The sequence below is a fragment of the Providencia sp. M-27 genome (assembly GCF_011077905.1).
Lineage (GTDB): Bacteria > Pseudomonadota > Gammaproteobacteria > Enterobacterales > Enterobacteriaceae > Providencia > Providencia huaxiensis.
Window position 1 is genome coordinate 168,555 of the sequence record NZ_JAALBT010000003.1, and the last position, 16,738, is coordinate 185,292.

The 16,738-nt window shown below is 37.9% G+C and carries 15 protein-coding genes and 1 pseudogene; 8 read left to right on the forward strand and 8 right to left on the reverse strand.

What is annotated here, in order from left to right; translation table 11 throughout:
* Positions 1–436 precede the first annotated feature (436 nt).
* Positions 437–790: an IS66 family insertion sequence element accessory protein TnpB gene (gene tnpB, locus G6Q48_RS06700; protein ID WP_166265234.1), complete on the forward strand. Its 354-nt coding sequence runs from the start codon at positions 437–439 to the stop codon at positions 788–790.
* A gap of 14 nt (positions 791–804) precedes the next feature.
* Here tnpB and G6Q48_RS06705 read toward each other — a convergent pair whose 3' ends face one another.
* Both G6Q48_RS06705 and G6Q48_RS06710 read right to left on the reverse strand, forming a co-directional pair.
* The gene (locus tag G6Q48_RS06705) at positions 805–987 is read right to left on the reverse strand and encodes a hypothetical protein (RefSeq protein ID WP_166265237.1); all 183 of its coding nucleotides are present in this window, start codon (positions 985–987) and stop codon (positions 805–807) included.
* Positions 984–1,217: an antitoxin gene (locus G6Q48_RS06710; RefSeq protein WP_166265240.1), complete on the reverse strand. Its 234-nt coding sequence runs from the start codon at positions 1,215–1,217 to the stop codon at positions 984–986. The genes G6Q48_RS06705 and G6Q48_RS06710 overlap by 4 nt, the downstream gene beginning before the upstream one ends.
* 1,316 nt (positions 1,218–2,533) lie before the next feature.
* On the opposite strand from G6Q48_RS06710, the gene G6Q48_RS22775 reads away from it, so the two are divergent.
* From G6Q48_RS22775 to leuS, 4 genes are read left to right on the forward strand one after another with little or no spacing between them, the layout of a single operon-like run.
* Positions 2,534–2,977, forward strand: coding sequence for a hypothetical protein (locus G6Q48_RS22775; protein ID WP_166265243.1), 444 nt, complete (start codon positions 2,534–2,536; stop codon positions 2,975–2,977).
* A complete protein-coding gene (locus G6Q48_RS06720) occupies positions 2,974–4,239 on the forward strand; it encodes an ATP-grasp domain-containing protein (protein ID WP_166265246.1) in 1,266 nt (421 codons plus the stop codon). Before G6Q48_RS22775 ends, G6Q48_RS06720 begins: the two co-directional genes overlap by 4 nt.
* Positions 4,236–5,351: a hypothetical protein gene (locus tag G6Q48_RS06725; protein ID WP_166265249.1), complete on the forward strand. Its 1,116-nt coding sequence runs from the start codon at positions 4,236–4,238 to the stop codon at positions 5,349–5,351. Before G6Q48_RS06720 ends, G6Q48_RS06725 begins: the two co-directional genes overlap by 4 nt.
* A 21-nt stretch (positions 5,352–5,372) precedes the next feature.
* On the forward strand, positions 5,373–8,093 hold the full coding sequence (gene leuS / locus G6Q48_RS06730) for a leucine--tRNA ligase (RefSeq protein WP_166265253.1): 2,721 nt from the start codon (positions 5,373–5,375) through the stop codon (positions 8,091–8,093).
* 180 nt (positions 8,094–8,273) lie between these two features.
* Here the strand turns inward: leuS and G6Q48_RS06735 are convergent.
* Positions 8,274–9,153 (reverse strand): annotated as a pseudogene (locus G6Q48_RS06735) (integrase core domain-containing protein); the annotation flags it as partial.
* Positions 9,154–9,212: 59 nt separating this feature from the next.
* Between G6Q48_RS06735 and G6Q48_RS06740 the strand changes: the two are divergent.
* Positions 9,213–9,383, forward strand: a complete 171-nt coding sequence (locus G6Q48_RS06740) for a hypothetical protein (protein ID WP_166265256.1) — start codon at positions 9,213–9,215, stop codon at positions 9,381–9,383.
* Here the strand turns inward: G6Q48_RS06740 and G6Q48_RS06745 are convergent.
* Positions 9,380–10,246: a DUF817 domain-containing protein gene (locus tag G6Q48_RS06745; protein ID WP_166265259.1), complete on the reverse strand. Its 867-nt coding sequence runs from the start codon at positions 10,244–10,246 to the stop codon at positions 9,380–9,382. The two genes, G6Q48_RS06740 and G6Q48_RS06745, sit on opposite strands and share 4 nt — an antisense overlap.
* Before the next feature lie 304 nt (positions 10,247–10,550).
* Between G6Q48_RS06745 and gstA the strand changes: the two genes are divergently transcribed.
* Entirely contained in the window at positions 10,551–11,156 is a 606-nt protein-coding gene (gene gstA, locus G6Q48_RS06750) for a glutathione transferase GstA (RefSeq protein WP_166265428.1), read from the forward strand.
* Positions 11,157–11,210: 54 nt separating this feature from the next.
* On the opposite strand, the gene pdxY is transcribed toward gstA, so the two are convergent.
* The 4 genes from pdxY to anmK form a co-directional block, all read right to left on the reverse strand.
* Positions 11,211–12,074: a pyridoxal kinase PdxY gene (gene pdxY / locus G6Q48_RS06755; RefSeq protein WP_102139690.1), complete on the reverse strand. Its 864-nt coding sequence runs from the start codon at positions 12,072–12,074 to the stop codon at positions 11,211–11,213.
* 234 nt (positions 12,075–12,308) lie between these two features.
* Complete coding sequence (tyrS, locus tag G6Q48_RS06760) at positions 12,309–13,583, reverse strand: tyrosine--tRNA ligase (protein ID WP_102139691.1); 1,275 nt, start codon at positions 13,581–13,583, stop codon at positions 12,309–12,311.
* A gap of 161 nt (positions 13,584–13,744) precedes the next feature.
* On the reverse strand, positions 13,745–14,398 hold the full coding sequence (pdxH, locus tag G6Q48_RS06765; protein WP_166265262.1) for a pyridoxamine 5'-phosphate oxidase: 654 nt from the start codon (positions 14,396–14,398) through the stop codon (positions 13,745–13,747).
* 20 nt (positions 14,399–14,418) lie between these two features.
* Positions 14,419–15,540, reverse strand: a complete 1,122-nt coding sequence (anmK, locus tag G6Q48_RS06770; RefSeq protein WP_207393018.1) for an anhydro-N-acetylmuramic acid kinase — start codon at positions 15,538–15,540, stop codon at positions 14,419–14,421.
* 532 nt (positions 15,541–16,072) lie between these two features.
* Here anmK and G6Q48_RS06775 point away from each other — a divergent pair.
* Complete coding sequence (locus tag G6Q48_RS06775; protein WP_036958672.1) at positions 16,073–16,540, forward strand: glycine zipper 2TM domain-containing protein; 468 nt, start codon at positions 16,073–16,075, stop codon at positions 16,538–16,540.
* Positions 16,541–16,738 lie beyond the last annotated feature (198 nt).

Here is a 16,738-nt window from a genome sequence, read left to right on the forward strand (position 1 = left end):
TCAGGATAAGCTCCCGCGATATTTTGATCGTAATCCACTAAACTTCCCGTAAGCACACCATGAACCCAGCATTTTAATCATCCAGCCCTAACAATGAAATCAGTTCTCCAACCTCAAGGAGAGTTGAAATGGTAAAACAACACACCAATCAAGAATAACAAAAACTTATTGATCAATCTGAATTGAGGTCGTTGTCACAGCTCGTATTTTGCAAGCTCAACGAACTTAACCCATCCTCGTTTTATGCCAAACCTCAGCGGCTTAAGCAAGCTATAACCCTTCAAGGTTTGTAAAAGCAGAAATTGCCGAAAAAAACTGCATTCCAGGTAGCTCATATCCCCGCGCCCAGTATGACACTTGGTGTCAATGAGATTAAGCTTATTACTCCACAAGATACGCCTGTAGCCTATCTTGCCGACCTCATCGGAGCCCTGTCATGAATCATCTGATCAATGCGCCCGAGATTTACCTCTACCGTGAATGTAGTGATTTTAGAAAATCGATCAACGGTCTGGCTGCCATCATCGAAAGTGACACTGACTTACCGCTTGTTCGTGGCGCTTTGTTCCTATTCACTAATAAACAGCGTGACAAAATAAAAATATTGTACTGGGATAAAACAGGCTTCGCACTCTGGAATAAACGCCTTGAAAAAGCCAAGTACCCGTGGCGTTCAAAAGAGAAAAAAACGGTGTTTGCTCTCACTCAATGCGAACTTGATAGACTGCTTTCTGGCTTCACGATTATCGGCCATCAATTGGTTAAAATATACGATTTTACAATGATATAATCGATAATAAAGTCTTATGTACCAAGCAGTAATGGCATATAAAGGGTATAACCGACACCATGAAAAAGACGCCCGATATCGAGTACCTGCTCCCTTGGAGCTTCAAGCACTAGCCATGCTGCCTCGTGGGTTAATTGGGCGGATACAATTTTTCGTACATCGTTCTCAGTCTCTGTAGTCAGAATGTAATTTATCAAACTCGTCCCTCTGCCAGTTCGTCTGCCATATATTTTGTTGAAACTAAACCTGTCAGACCATTATTAATACGAGGCTCTAATAAAGTTTTAAGCGTCAGACATGCCTGCTCATCCTCATTGGGAAAAAAATGCTCCAGAGTATACTGTTTGATCGTCTTCCCTTGTAATGCTGCAAGTGCTTTAAGGCTTTGATGTTGCTGCTCAGTGATATCAATAGTCAAACGACTCATAGTTAGTCCCTCATAAAAAAGCACAAACCTACATTACCGCATTTACATACTTAGCCCCATACACCTGAAATCAGCAATCAGCATAGCTAAAATGGGCATTACTCCAGGTAATGAGATTGTTATCTTATTTAAATTTTTGTGATGATTGTATCGTTTATGCATCAACAGTGGAATAAATGATGCTTTTATATTGCACAAGATATTTTTGTTCAATAGTATACCTGAATTGATTAACAGGGTTTGATAAATAGGGTATTTGGTAGAAGTAATATAATAATATAATAATATAATAATATAATAATATAATAATATAATAATATAATAATATAATAATATAATAATATAATAATATAATAATATAATAATTATATCTTAACACTATTTTCATTGTATGTCGTATAGTTTCTATGAATTTGGCAAATTATTATTTAAGAATTAATGAAATTATAAAAATTACTACTAACCTTATTGTTAGAATTCGCTCCCTAATTTCAGGTAATAACTGAGATTTTCATGGAATAGGTACTCTTTATGAAATTAAGTATGAAGTTAAGAGAGTTATTGTGCTCTTTATTGTCAGCTCATGCAGCAACCTCTTTGATTTATTTTTCATATATGTATGGTGAAATAACCAATCAAATTATATTACAGGTGTTTTTTTTAGGCTCAGTCTGTATTGCATTGTTTTTATTTATAAGAAATAGTTTGTCACATGTAGTATTAATTTCATCATTAATTAAATTAGTAATAATATTGTCACATAATGAATTATATTTAACACGATATGTGGATATTTTTTTGTCTGGCTTGATAGCGTCCACTAGTATAATATTTGCTATAGGCGAGGTGTCTAAATCAGAAAGTAAGCCTAAAGCATCGTCCAGATTGCTTATATATATTAATATCATAACGTTAACCTTAGTTTCAGTTTTGAGCTATCTATCTACCCCTTCCTTTATTACTACCGTTTACCTCGCATCATTGCTTTTAATTATTTTTTATATGTACATAGGTGGTCATGGCTCGCTTGAACGGCCTAATTACACTAGGATTTACGCTGTTTTTAAGAAGATCCCAACAATTGCGATTTTAGTTTATATGTGTGCAGTTTTTACTATTAATACATTTTACTTAATCGTTGGTGAACTGGACCTTAATAGTGGTTATTTTAACGAATTCACTGTCTTTTATATCCAGTTGGCTTTTATTATAGGCGTCTTCATAAGCTTTATAACTATTAAAAAGATAAACATAATATTCATGAATTAACTTTAGCTATTAAAAGCCTAGCCTCAGTTATCTCGATAGACTTTAATTTGGCCTCATTAAGGATCGTAGATGAAAAATATATAGAGAAAGAACATCCGTCTGTAAGTAATTTGTATCATAGAGACTCTTCTTCGCTTACGTTGACTAAAACTTTCTATGGTGAAGGGGCATTGTATTTAGATGAATCAAATGTAAATAGAGAGTTCTTTGTGGATAATTCAATTGCAACACACGATTCATTAGCAATGATTGATCCGAAAAAATTTGAAGTTGTAGGTGATGGCATGTGGTTATTACTAAAGGGAGAAATGGGCGAGTCTATTGATCCTCGTAACAAAGAGTTTGTTGCTCACATTAGAGGTGGTCACACAGATTATCAAGATATGTTCCTAGGGCAAGGGTTGATTCATCGCGGTGGCAGGTTTGTTGATACTCCTATTCGACTTGTATTCACATTCAGTAGTTATACCACAAAAAGGCCATATCAATGATTAATGTAATAATTATTGGTGATTCTTATGTTAACTATGCACTTTTTCCGGCAGACAGTCGTCTGTTTTACATAGGTCGATGTCGTGAATGGGGTGATATTGATGTTGTTGAATATATTCTTGAGTTTCCCGCTACATTTGATATAGAAGAATATGATAAAAAAGAAGAAGAAATTACTTCAATATGTCGAGATGTCGAGTCTAAATATGGCAATATAGATTTTGTTATAGGTAGCTCTGAATACACACTGTTAGTAGCGAGCAAAGTAAGGGAAAGCTTAAAGATTCCCGGAAGAAGTGTTAGTGACATAATACCTTTTAGAAACAAAGCTGTAATGAGAGATCGAATATGTTCAGCTCGCCTTCTGAAGCAATGTAACTACTTTTCTCCTACTGTAGCAGATAGTACCTTTCGAACTAGTATTTTTTGTAATGATGATTATCCGTTAGTAATTAAGCCCTGCTCTCAAGCAGGCAGCCGATTTGTTTCATTTATTGATAATGAAAGCGATCTGCTTGAGGCTATCGATGATATGAATGAAAATAAACTGGATTATATTATCGAAAATAAAATTGCAGGTGAAATTATACATATTGATGGACTCTATAGAGATGGAGAACTTAAGTTTATCTGTGCTAGCAAATATGTTTATGACTGCATGTCGTGGATAAGTAAAAACACCCCAATGTCCTCAATTCAGATAACTGGTGAGAATACTGAAAGAAATGTCATCGATTTTGCCAACAAAGTATTGGCAAGCATTGGCACCAACGATGTTGTTTTTCATTTAGAAGCATTTGCTCACAATTCTGATCCAATCCAGCTGTTAGAGATAGCAGCTCGACCTGGTGGAGCTGCTATTGTTCCTGCAATTAAGGTGTTTTACGGAATAGATCTTAATGAAGAATCATTAAAAATAGATTTAGGGATAAAAACAACAACAAGTTCCGCTGGTTATCTTTCGATAAAGCGAAATGCTACTGAAACTTTCTCGTGGATTGTGCTTCCTATAAAAGAAAGAAGGCATCTTCAAATTGAAGCTGTCAGTGGGTTAAACCGTTTGCCGGATAGCGTCACATGGTCGACTTCTATTGAAGTTGGCGAGGAGTATAACAAAGAATTTTGGGAAGACAAAGCCCTCGCTAAATTCGTTTTGGTAGGAAATACTACAGATTTACTTCGTGATATGTGGTATTTGGAAGAGTCAATAAGTGTAGATTTTAAAGTTATACACAAGGGATTGTGTAAGGTAATATCATGATTAGTAGCGAATATTCGAAAGAGATGGTGTTGGGAATTTTTTGTCATAAAGCTGAACTTGATGGCATGAGAAAAGGTATACCAGCAAAGTTACTAATCGACGACCAAACCTTGTTATTTGCAAACTCTACAATCGCTGGTTTTAAGGATGCCGTTCTTTCTCAAGCCCTTCCCGAAAAAACAATTTACATTATTCAGGAATGTATTAGAGCCAATAACCTCAAAACTTACAGCGATCCTAGTGAAGAACTCAAATATATGAGTGTATTTTCGCAATTAGGATTGCTAGGAGATGAAAACTCACTGGTTAGCATGCTAGATTTTATTAAGACATTTTTCTTTGACGGCTTAATGGTTCCTGAGTCCGCTTTTAGAATAAGAACATCAAGCTCCATAAAGTGGAATAGATTAATAGAAAACGAATTCTCATCAGCTTGTTTCGAACTAAACAGTAGAGATGAATCATATTATAACTGGAGTTATGGAGTTGCTGGTCTATCAGGGGTTGGTGCAACAATTGCTATTTACAATGATATAAATGACGAATTTCAAGATATAGGAAATATCATTCAGTTAAATTTAAACAAAGAAACAGTAGGTTTTGAATTTGGCTTTGGTTTGGAAACACTTTTAGCACGCTTAAATTATTTTGACTCGCCCTTTGAATATACTATCAGTGAGATGGGGGGCGATCACTCACTGATACCAAATAACAGAAAGTTATTAGATAGTCTTATGGTTTCTGTGTATTTGTTACACCTAGGAGTTTGTGAGGGTCGCAGTAAAAGAAGTTCTGTGTTAAGAGGCGCACTTAATAGCTTAATGTATCAATGTATTATTAATGCCGTTTCATTAAACTCTATCCTCAATATTACAAAAAGGTATTTGTCAACAAGAGAGCTTCAAAACTTGCATAATACTGATTTCGTCTCTGGACTATCTCGTGCTTACGATAGAGTGTATGAGAAATATAAAAAGTTAGTTGATTACATCAGGTATTCGAAGCGCCACAACAAATCTAGTGATTCGATTTTTAAATATGGCACAAAAAAACTTGCTTTACCCGTCTGGTTTATAACCGAGTCTATTTCCAGACAAGACCTTTCCCTGTAGCGTATAGGAAACTGTAACTTAATGAACTATTCAGAAATAGAAAAAAAATGGAATTCGCATTGGTCTAAAACAGACGCGTATTCAGTTTCAATTAACTCATCAAAGCCAAAGTATTATTGCTTGGATATGTTTCCCTATCCTTCAGGCTCCGGTTTACATGTAGGTCACCCGCTGGGCTATATCGCAACAGATGTTGTTAGTCGCTTTAAGAGATTGCAAGGTTACAATGTCCTCCACTGTATGGGATTTGATTCCTTTGGTTTGCCAGCAGAGCAGTATGCTATTGAAACTGGGCAGCACCCGAAAAAAACTACCAACAAAAATATTACAATGTTCAAAAGTCAGTTGGATCGGATGGGGTTGTCACTTGATCCCAAGCGAGAAATCAGAACATCTTCTCCTGACTATTACAGGTGGACTCAATGGATATTTTGTCAGTTGTTTGATTCTTGGTATGACTTTACGGAAAATATAGCAAAACCAATTAATTACTTAATACAATTATTTGAACTTAACGGCTCTAACGGTATTAACTCGTCTGGTGTGACTCAGTTCTCTCGCCACGAATGGGAGGCGTTTAATGAGAAAGAACGATTGGATATTCTTATGGAGTACCGCCTTGCCTATCTATCTTCAGCATTAGTTAATTGGTGCCCAAAACTTGGGACTGTATTGGCTAATGACGAAGTCATTAATGGATATTCTGAGCGTGGAGGCTTTCCTGTTGAAAGAAAAAGCATGAAGCAATGGATGCTGAGGATTACCGCTTATTCAGATCGTTTACTTGATAATTTACATAAGTTAGATTTTCCTAAGTCGTTAAAAGAACTCCAAAGAAACTGGATAGGCAAATCAAAAGGCGTGGCGGTGAACTTTAAAGTTCATGGTGTTCAAAATCATATTGAGGTATTTACCTCAAGAGTAGAAACTATTTGTGGAGTAACTTTTCTAGCTGTCTCTCCCGAGTCTCCATTGGTTGATGAATTTACTACGCCCGATCATGTTGATGCAGTCACAGAGTTCTTAAGTTTAAACTCTAAGCGAAGTGAGCGAGATCGATTAGCCGATTTAAACAATACGAATGGTGTATTTACAGGTTCTTGGGTTATAAACCCGATAAATGGTAAACAGGTTCCTGTTTGGGTAGCAGATTACGTTATTGCTACGTATGGGACTGGGGCAGTTATGGCAGTACCTGCTCACGATGATAGAGATCGTCGTTTTGCAAATAAATACGGCCTAGAGCAAGTTACTGTTATCGATGAGTCTAACACCTTAGTTAATTCTCTAGAGTTTACAGGAATGAAAACTTTTCTAGGTAAGAAAAATATTCTTAATAAACTGCTTAAAGCAAACATCTGTAATGAAAAGACAAGCTACAAGATGCGAGATGCCGTTTTTGGTAGGCAACGATATTGGGGGGAGCCAATTCCAGTATATTACGATGATGGTATTCCGAAACTAGTTCCTGTGTCAGAGCTCCCTGTAGTACTACCTGAGGTTGAAAATTATAAGCCCACTTCTACTGGCCAGCCTCCATTGGGTCACGCTGCAGACTGGTTATTCAAAGGAAAGTACCCCTACGAACTGTCTACGATGCCTGGATGGGCAGGTTCTAGTTGGTACTTTTTACGATACATGGAACCTGATTGTAATACGGAAATTGCTTCACGAAATAGCTCTGACTATTGGGCTAGTGTTGATTTGTACATGGGTGGAAGCGAGCATGCAACAGGACACCTTCTTTACTCTCGATTCTGGAATATGTTTTTGTACGATTTAGGTTGTGTATCTTTTGAAGAACCATTTAAAAAAATTGTTAACCAAGGAATGATCGAGGGTAAATCAGCATTAATTCATAGAGTCGTGGGTGAAAACAAGTATGTATCGTCAGACATTAGTGATAACTACATAACTTCCCAAATTCATATTAGTAGCGATCTTGTTGATGGCTCAACTGTCTTAGTAGATAAGCTAAGAGCCTGGAGAGTAGACTTTTTAGATTCCGAATTTATTTTTAATGGCGATACATTTCTTTGTGAACACAAAATAGAGAAAATGTCTAAATCAAAGCACAACGTCACTAACCCAAATGATGTTATTAGTGTCTATGGTGCAGACGTTTTCAGAATGTATGAGATGTATCTTGGTCCGATTACGCAGTCAAAGCCATGGTCAATTAGTGGTATTGATGGTTTAAGTCGTTTTTTGAAAAGGTTTATATCTATTTACCAAACTGAAACAGGGATATCAAAGGTTGTTCAAGAGGCAGCAACTCAATCTGAGTTAGAACTATTGCATGTTGCTATAAAAAAAGTTTCTGAGGATATAGAAAAGCTAAATCACAACACTGCTATTGCTGCTTTAATGATATGTGTCAATGGTTTAATAAAAGAGAAGTGTCATAAATGCGAAATTCTTACCCCGTTAGCAATTATAGCATCTCCCTTTATCGTATATGTAACGCAAGAGCTATGGGTGGGTGCTTTAAAACAAACCGGTAATATTTTTGAGCAGGCTCTGCCTATTTTCAATGAAGCTAATTTTAAGAAAGTTAATTATTGCTACCCGATTTCGATTAACGGAAAGGTTCGTGCAAATATCACTTTTGATTTAGATGCGTCAGAGGAATCTGTAACCCCCCTAGTACTTGAAAATGAGAAAGTTAAAAAGTGGATAGCTGATAAGCCTGTAAAAAAGGTAATTTTGGTTAAGGGTAAAATTGTCAATGTGGTTATTTAAATTTTTAAGCAATTAATTTTTATAACGTCTAGATGGTTAGGAATTTTAATCCTAACCAACATATGGGAGAGTATGGAAACAACATTCATGGTCAGAAAGTCTGATGTCTGAGGTATCAGAACGAACTCCTCATTTTTTGCGCGTATAGCGGATAATTTTTCGTACATTGTCCACTCCCCTTTAATTAAGACACACCAACTTAGAGTTTTCTAACTGTTTACGATAGGCCTCCGGTGGAAGGTGATTTAAACTTTCGTGAGTTCGATTTTGGTTATAATCTTGCAGCCAAAACCACGCTAATTCTCGAACTTGGCTCAACGATTCAAATAAATACGCATTTAAAAATTCACGACGGAACGAACCATTAAAACGCTCGATAAACCCATTTTGTTGCGGTTTTCCAGGTTGAATATGGCACAACGAAATTTGGTTATCTTCACAATAATTCAATAAGTTAACTGAAATAAGTTCAGGGCTATTATCGACTCGGATCTATTTCGGCAACCCTCTTTCGGCTTTTAAACGTTCAAGCACCCTGATGACACGTTCAGCCGGTAATGATGTATCAACCTCGATCGCTAAGCATTCACGTGTTCCTTCATTAATAATATTGAGGGTTCTGAAGCGCTTGCCGCAATATAAACTGTCGTGCATAAAATCCAATGCCCATTGAATATTAGTTTTTTCAATTACTAATGGTCTTTTTTCACGCATCGGAAGTACCTTTTTAACTTATAGTTTCAGATTCAATTCTAATCGACAATAAACGCGATACACTCGTTTATGATTAAAGAATCGTAGTCGAAAATAGCTTTTCCAAGAATCCAGATTGTGGTGATTTCTCTAAAACAGATTGAATAGCATCAATTACAACACGATCTCTTTCACCCCAATTTAGCGGCTGACGATAAATGTTGCCCATGGAAATGAGGTTAATTGGCACGCTTTAATGACTGATAAACCGGCCTCTTTTAAAGCCTGAGTACAGGACTTCTTTTCAGTCACTACCAACTTCTTTTACGAAAAGCTCCTTCATCGCTTGATTTTCAAGGCTGACGTCCTCAATTACATAATGCAGTCACATTAATTACTCATGAATTATCAGATAGACGCATACAAATGTTACGTGAGGGCGTCATCGACGCTATTTTAGATCAAAACCCACAACAGGAAGTTCGCCGCGTAATGGATATCCTAAGTTCCCATTTTAAACGCGACGAAATGCTAATACCTATCGATGGCTTTACCCGTTTTGATGTTTATATTCGAGAAAACTGCCCCCAATATTAACGTGCTATCGTCACATTGGCTTTAATATGTTTAAGATGTACAACAATTGTAAAGGTAACAATCACTAACAGTGACCAGGCCCCCCACTTACCTGCATGTACCATTGACCAAGCACCAATTTGGTTTGGATATTGCCAAACACCAAAAAATGTCCCAAAATTTTCAGCCAGCCAAATAAAAAAGCCAATTAGCATAAATGCGAGCAATAATGGCATTTTTCGTTCTTTATCAAGCGGAGTATAAAAAACCATACTACGTGCATACAATCCCATAATAAATGCAGCTAAATACCAGCGATAATCATCAATATAATGATGACTAAAAAAATTAATATAAATAGCCAGAGCGACTACTGTTGCCATCCAGTAAGGTGGGTAGTGTTCAATTCTTACTTTAAAAAACCGCCAAGACTGAATGATATAGCTCCCTACTGCCGCATACATAAAGCCAGTAAATAAAGGAACCCCCCAAAGTTTTGTGTAGGCTTCATCCGGGTATTGCCATGAACCAATTGTTGCTGATGTTTTAAACAGTTCCATCATAAAACCGACTAAATGAAAAACACAAATCGCTTTTAATTCATCCCAAGTTTCTAGTTTTGACCAAACCAACAATCCTTGAAAAATAACCGCAAAAATTAGTAGCACATCATAGCGAGGTATGCCAATTAGCCCTTTAGCGGGTACCAAGAATAGTGCTAAAAAGAAAAATCCAGCGAATAAACAGGAACGAGCATTAATTAAACCGAAAAACCAAAACTCTAATAGAAAACGTTTAATCCCATGGCTCTTATTTGGCTGATGAGCCATTAAAATTTGGTCTAGTTTTCCTAAAAAATTCAATTTTTGACACAAGCTGGTCATTTATTTACTCACCTGTTACTTATTATTCGGTTTATTTTTTTCATAAGACAAGGCGAGGAGTTTAACAAAATAGTATTTCCTTACATAAGGTAACTATCTTAGATTTATGTATTTTTATCATTTATAGTTTTAAACACTGGTTGTACTCTGCTTGTTTATATTAACGATAATTTCAGTCCGATTTTGGGTTTTATTTTTTAACTCACACTTGATGGCAATTCGTTAACAGAAAGTGATGATATACTTAAGTGATATGTGTTTATCTGCCATATGAATGCTAACTCAATAATTTAGGAGTTTTATGATGAAATTATATTACGCTCCCGGTGCTTGCTCACTTTCTCCCCACATCATTCTGCGTGAAACTGGTTTAGATTTCAGTATTGAACGAGTGAATATAAAAGAGAAAAAAACAGAGAAAGGTGAAGACTTTTTAGCGATAAACCCGAAAGGTCAAGTACCCACTTTAGTGCTGGATAATGGTGAACAACTTACAGAAGGTGCAATTATTGTTCAATATATTGCAGATCAAAAACCAGATCGTAACCTAATCGCGCTTCCAGGTTCGATGAAACGTTATCACCAGTTAGAAGCTTTGAATTTTATTTCGACAGAACTCCATAAAACTTTCTCACCTTTATTCACACCAGGAACGCCAGAAGAGTATAAAGATACTGTACGTAAGGTATTGTTTAATAAATTTGAGTATGTTGATAGCGTACTCGCTAAGCAAGCTTTCTTTGCTGGTGATACTTTTAGTGTCGCAGATGCCTATTTATTCACTGTGAGTAACTGGGCAAAACACGTAGGGCTTGATTTAACTAGCCTGACTCACCTGCAAGATTTCATTGCTAAAATCGCTAAACGCCCTAATGTTCAAGATGCATTAAAAGCGGAAGGTTTAATTTAATCGGTAAAATAGCGCTCTTCCAATAGAGCGCTATTTTCGATAAGACAAATCAATTTAATCTAATTGTGTTGCACAGAAATTATGTTCAGGATTAACCATTTTGTCTTGAGCCGCAACGAGCTGTAACTCATACTCGCCCATTTCTTTGGTTTTTATCATCACTTCATATACCGCTGCTGCAACATGCTCTAGCCCCTTATCTAAGGGCTCACCTTTCAATAAGTTAACCAACATTAAACCACTGGTTAAATCACCAACACCGACAGGTTGCTTTTCACCAAAATCAACGAGAGGACGGCTAACATGCCAAGTATGCTCTGCTGTTACAAGGATCATTTCAAAACGATCAGCACGATACCCTGCACGACTTAAATGCTTAACAAGAACAATTTTAGGGCCTTTGTGACACAATTCGCGAGCAGCTTGAGCGGCTTCTTCTACACTTTTAATTGTTCTACTCGTTAATGTTTCTAACTCTAGTAAATTTGGTGCGATGACATCACAAGCGGCCAGCGCTCGCTCACAAAGGAATTCAGCAACACCAGGTGCCACAATGCAACCTTTCTCAGGATGCCCCATTACTGGGTCACAAAAATAGAGGGCTTGCGGGTTGGCTGCCTTCACTCTTTTCACGATCGCAAGGATATCATCTCCTTGCTCAGCTGAGCCGATATAACCGCTTAATACAGCATCACAAATCTCTAATTTATGGATTTTAGCTAATCCATCAACGATATCAGTTAAGTGCTGGGCAGGAAAAACACTTCCAGTCCATTGTGGATACTGTGTGTGATTCGAAAATTGTACGGTATTAAGTGGCCACACATCTACGCCCATCCGGCACATAGGAAATGCGGCGGCACTGTTTCCTGCATGGCCGAAAACAACATGGGATTGAATTGATAATACGCTTTTCATTGAGAACCCAAAGAATTGTTATGTCGAATGAAGAGAAATCAGTGATTACCCGTTGCAAATATGAATATACTCCAAATAATTCGAATTGCATGTAAGTAACATGGCAAGATGACCCGACGAGCGTAGATCCGTATGTAATGCGGAGAACTCAGCGCAATCAACACCTATGCAATTTGAAATAGGACGAGTATAGCCCGGAAAATTCCGGGCTGATATTACAAAGGTTAGTCAGAGCTATTTCCAATTAATTAAACAGTCGTTTTTCTTACCACGACGGATCAATGTATAACGACCAAACAAACGGTCTGCATCAGAGAATACATACATTGGCTCTGTTTGTTTTTGGCCATTAATAGATACCGCATTAGAGCTAATAGCCGTTCTTGCTTGCCCACGAGAAGGAACCAACTCTGAATCAACTAAGGCTTGCTGTAAATCAGCGCCTGCTTCTAATGTAATGCAAGGCATACCATCTTGAGCTAATTGCTCAAAATCAGCTTCAGTTAAATCAGATACTGCACCAGAGAATAAGCTTTCTGTGATACGCTTCGCTGCTGCTAGCCCTTCTTCACCGTGTACTAGTTTAGTAACCAATTCCGCTAATACATATTGAGCTCGAGGCGCCTTACCACTATTTTTGTCTTCTTCTTCCAGTGCATTAATTTCATCTATTTCCATAAATGTGAAGAATTTTAAGAAGCGATAAACGTCAGCGTCTGCCGTGTTGATCCAGAACTGGTAGAATTTATATTGGCTGGTTTTTTTGGAGTCTAACCAAACTGCGCCACCTTCAGTTTTACCAAATTTAGTACCGTCTGCTTTAGTAATCAGAGGAACCGTCATACCAAATACTTGGTTTTGGTGTAAGCGACGAGTTAAATCGATACCCGAAGTGATGTTACCCCATTGGTCAGAACCACCGATTTGCAGTTCTACACCCATCTCTTTATTCATATTTGCGAAGTCATAACCTTGTAAAAGATTATAGGCAAACTCAGTAAAAGAGATACCAACGTCATCACGATTTAAACGTTGCTTAACAGACTCACGGTTAATCATTTGGTTAACAGAAAAGTGCTTACCAATATCACGTAAGAAAGTCAGTACATCCATTTTGCCAAACCAATCATAGTTGTTAGCAAGGCGTGCACTGTTATCACCACAATCAAAACTTAAAAACGGTGAAACTTGGTTACGGATTTTTCCTACCCACTCTTGAACGGTTTCTGCGGTATTTAATTTACGTTCAGTAGCTTTAAAGCTCGGATCGCCAATAAGGCCCGTTGCGCCACCTACCAACGCCACAGGCTTGTGCCCGGCTAGTTGGAATCGTTTTAAACACAGCAAAGGAACCAGATGTCCCAAATGCAAGCTATCTGCGGTAGGATCGAAGCCACAATAGAGAGAGATAGGGCCCTGCGCCAGTCTCTCTGCTAACGCATCCTCATCCGTTACCTGGGCAACGAGGCCCCGCTCTTGCAATTGTTTAATCAGGTTATTGCTAGACATCAATGACTCCATCAGTTGTATTTTGTCTATCTATATTAGTTTGAATGACCAGTAAGTTTGAGAGGCTTGTCAAAAACTCACCAGTGTAATTTGTCAATTTTCTTAAATGAAGCTATAGCATAAAGCGCATATCAATTAAGTGCCAGCTAAAAAACATGATCCTAAGGGGCTAATCTATCAATTTTCCAGCTATCGCCTTCTCGCTGGTATAAAAAACGGTCGTGTAGACGGTGCGCCCCACCTTGCCAAAATTCAACACTATCAAATACCACTCGATACCCCCCCCAAAAACTCGGTAATGGGACATCGCCATTCTTAAATTTTTGTTTTAGTTCTAAAAATTTCCCTTCTAAAATACCACGCGCTGAAATTTTAGAAGATTGCGCTGATGCCCATGCTGCAATCTGGCTGTCTTTCGGCCTACTATGAAAATATTTGACAACCTCAATAGGGTTCAAACGCTCAGCAACCCCAGTGAAATTAACTTGGCGCTCTAATGGATACCATGGAAAATGTAGGCTAATTTTATTATTTTTCTCTAAATGTTGTGCTTTTCGACTACCTAAGTTGGTATAAAATACCAAGCCTTTATCATCAAAATGTTTTAATAGTACAATACGTTGGTAGGGCTGCCCGGTTTCATCTACAGTAGCAACACACATGGCTGTTGGATCACTCAATCGAGCTTCACATGCCTGCTTCATCCATAGTTCAAAAAGCGTCAGTGGGTTTGGTGTTAAGTCATTACGCCTCAACCCACTTTTGGTGTATTCACGACGTACCGATGCAAGATCTATTTCACCTAGCTCGTTCATTTTTATATCCTTCACCACTGTTATTTTTTATCGGTATTTTTAGGGTATATTGCCCCAAGCACAGTTTCTTGACTTGCTCCAGTAACGGATGCCAAATTTCCAGGAAGACCTGATATCGTTCGTGCTGCTAGCCATGCAAATGCTAAAGCTTCCATATCATCCCCACTTAAACCAAACTTATCACTTGGCGCCACTTCAGTTCCCGGGAGCAAAGCGGCCATTCGTTGCATTAAAAAAGTATTCTTTGCTCCACCACCGCAGACTATTAAGCGCTCACAACCACCACATAGTAATACTTGCTCTGCGATAGAGGCCGCAGTCAATTCGCACAGAGTTGCTTGCACATCATCCGCTGAGATTGATGGAAAATGAACTAAACGCTGTTCTAACCATTGCATGTTAAAATATTCACGCCCCGTACTTTTCGGCGAGGAACGTCTAAAATATGGGTCACTTAACATGGCTTTTAGTAATACATGGTTAACTTGACCACGACTTGCCCATTCACCATCTTTATCGAATGCTTTTTGTTGGATACGCCAGCTCCAGGTATCCATTAACATATTTCCCGGTCCTGTATCGTAGCCTTTGACGTAAGCCCCTGGTAATAAAGCTGTCACATTAGCAATTCCACCAATATTCAGTACAATTCGCTTTTCTGTAGAATGCCCTAGAACAGCTAAGTGAAATGCGGGAACTAAAGGCGCTCCCTGCCCACCATAAGCCATATCTCTTCGGCGAAAGTCCCCTACCGTTGTGATCCCTGTTAAAGCTGCAATACGGTTGTTATCACCTAACTGTATAGTAAAAGGCTGTTCGCCATCAGGTTCGTGCCAAACAGTTTGACCGTGACAACCAATCGCAATGATATCTTCGGCTGTTAGCCCTGTTTGAATAAGAAGTTGGTTTATCGCATCTGCATATAAAGAGCCAAGCTCTCTATCAATTTTACCAACCTCTGATAGCGTTGTTGCCTGCCCTTGGCATATATCTAGAATTCGTTTTTTTAACTCGATGGGAAACGCAACACTCAAACTGGATTGCTCTGCGACAAATTTGTCACTGATTGCGGCAAGAACGACATCAACACCATCTAGGCTAGTTCCTGACATAACGCCTATGTAACGACCCGATTTCATCATTATTCTTGTTCCTTCAGAGTGCACATTAACTTTACAATATTCAGCTACAAAAGATTGTGCTTTGATGACAAATTTTGTCAACAATTCGATGCAATTTCTCGGAGCGCTTCGCAGGAATAATAAATAAGTACTTTAAAACTAAAAATTGCTAGACAAACCAAATAAAAAAGTCGTTTTTTAATGTCTGAAATTTTCATTTTCAATATTATGGTACATAATGCATTGATCAGCTCAGCATAACTGTTTCGCGCTTCAGTTAAAGTTTAAAGCCTTACCCTGTTTGGCAACTTGTGCGAAATGATGCTCATGAATTGACTACCCTATGTGAATATTTAACAAAGAGTGCCTTATTGAATGAAATAATCACGAATTTGAGATATTTTACCTAGTGTTTACGCTCTATTTAAATCAGAATCGGTAATCTAACCATCGCTTTTTAATACCATTATTTTGATACTTGTTGTATTTATGGTGAAAACAAATATACGATGCTATGTTAGTGCCACAGACAGCAAATCTCATAGGAGTTCTTATGCTTAAGAAAGTTTTTGTAGGTGTTGTAGCAGTTGCAGCCTTATCAGGCTGTGTCAATACCAGTACGCTTTCTGGTGATACTATTTCTGCCAAGGATGCGAAACAGGTACAGACTGTGACTTATGGTACTGTTCTGAATGCTCGCCCTGTGACTATTCAAGCTGGTGAAGACGGTAACGTAATTGGCGCAATTGGTGGTGCTGTTCTTGGTGGGTTATTAGGTAACACCATCGGTGGTGGTACAGGTAACACATTAGCAACAGCTGCAGGTGCTATTGCCGGTGGTTTAGCCGGTCAGGAAGCTCAAGGCGCATTAAATAGAAGCCAAGGTGTTCAATTAGAGATCCGCCTCGATAGCGGCAAAAACATTGTTGTTGTTCAAAAACAAGACCCTAGCACCTTCCGTAATGGCCAACGTGTTATGATTGCAAATAGCGGAAATACAGTGACTGTGTCTCCTCGGTAATCTTACGATACGAAATTAGGCATACTCACTGGCCAATGCCGGTGAGTATGCCTTAAAATAATATTGCTGAATAATATAGTTACTTTATGATATATAATTATATTTTATATTTATCATACATAGCTTTTAGGTAATACAGTTTCTTGCTTACAAATAAATGCCTTGCTTTCGAGCTCAAAAAGGCACTTAACTTTCCCC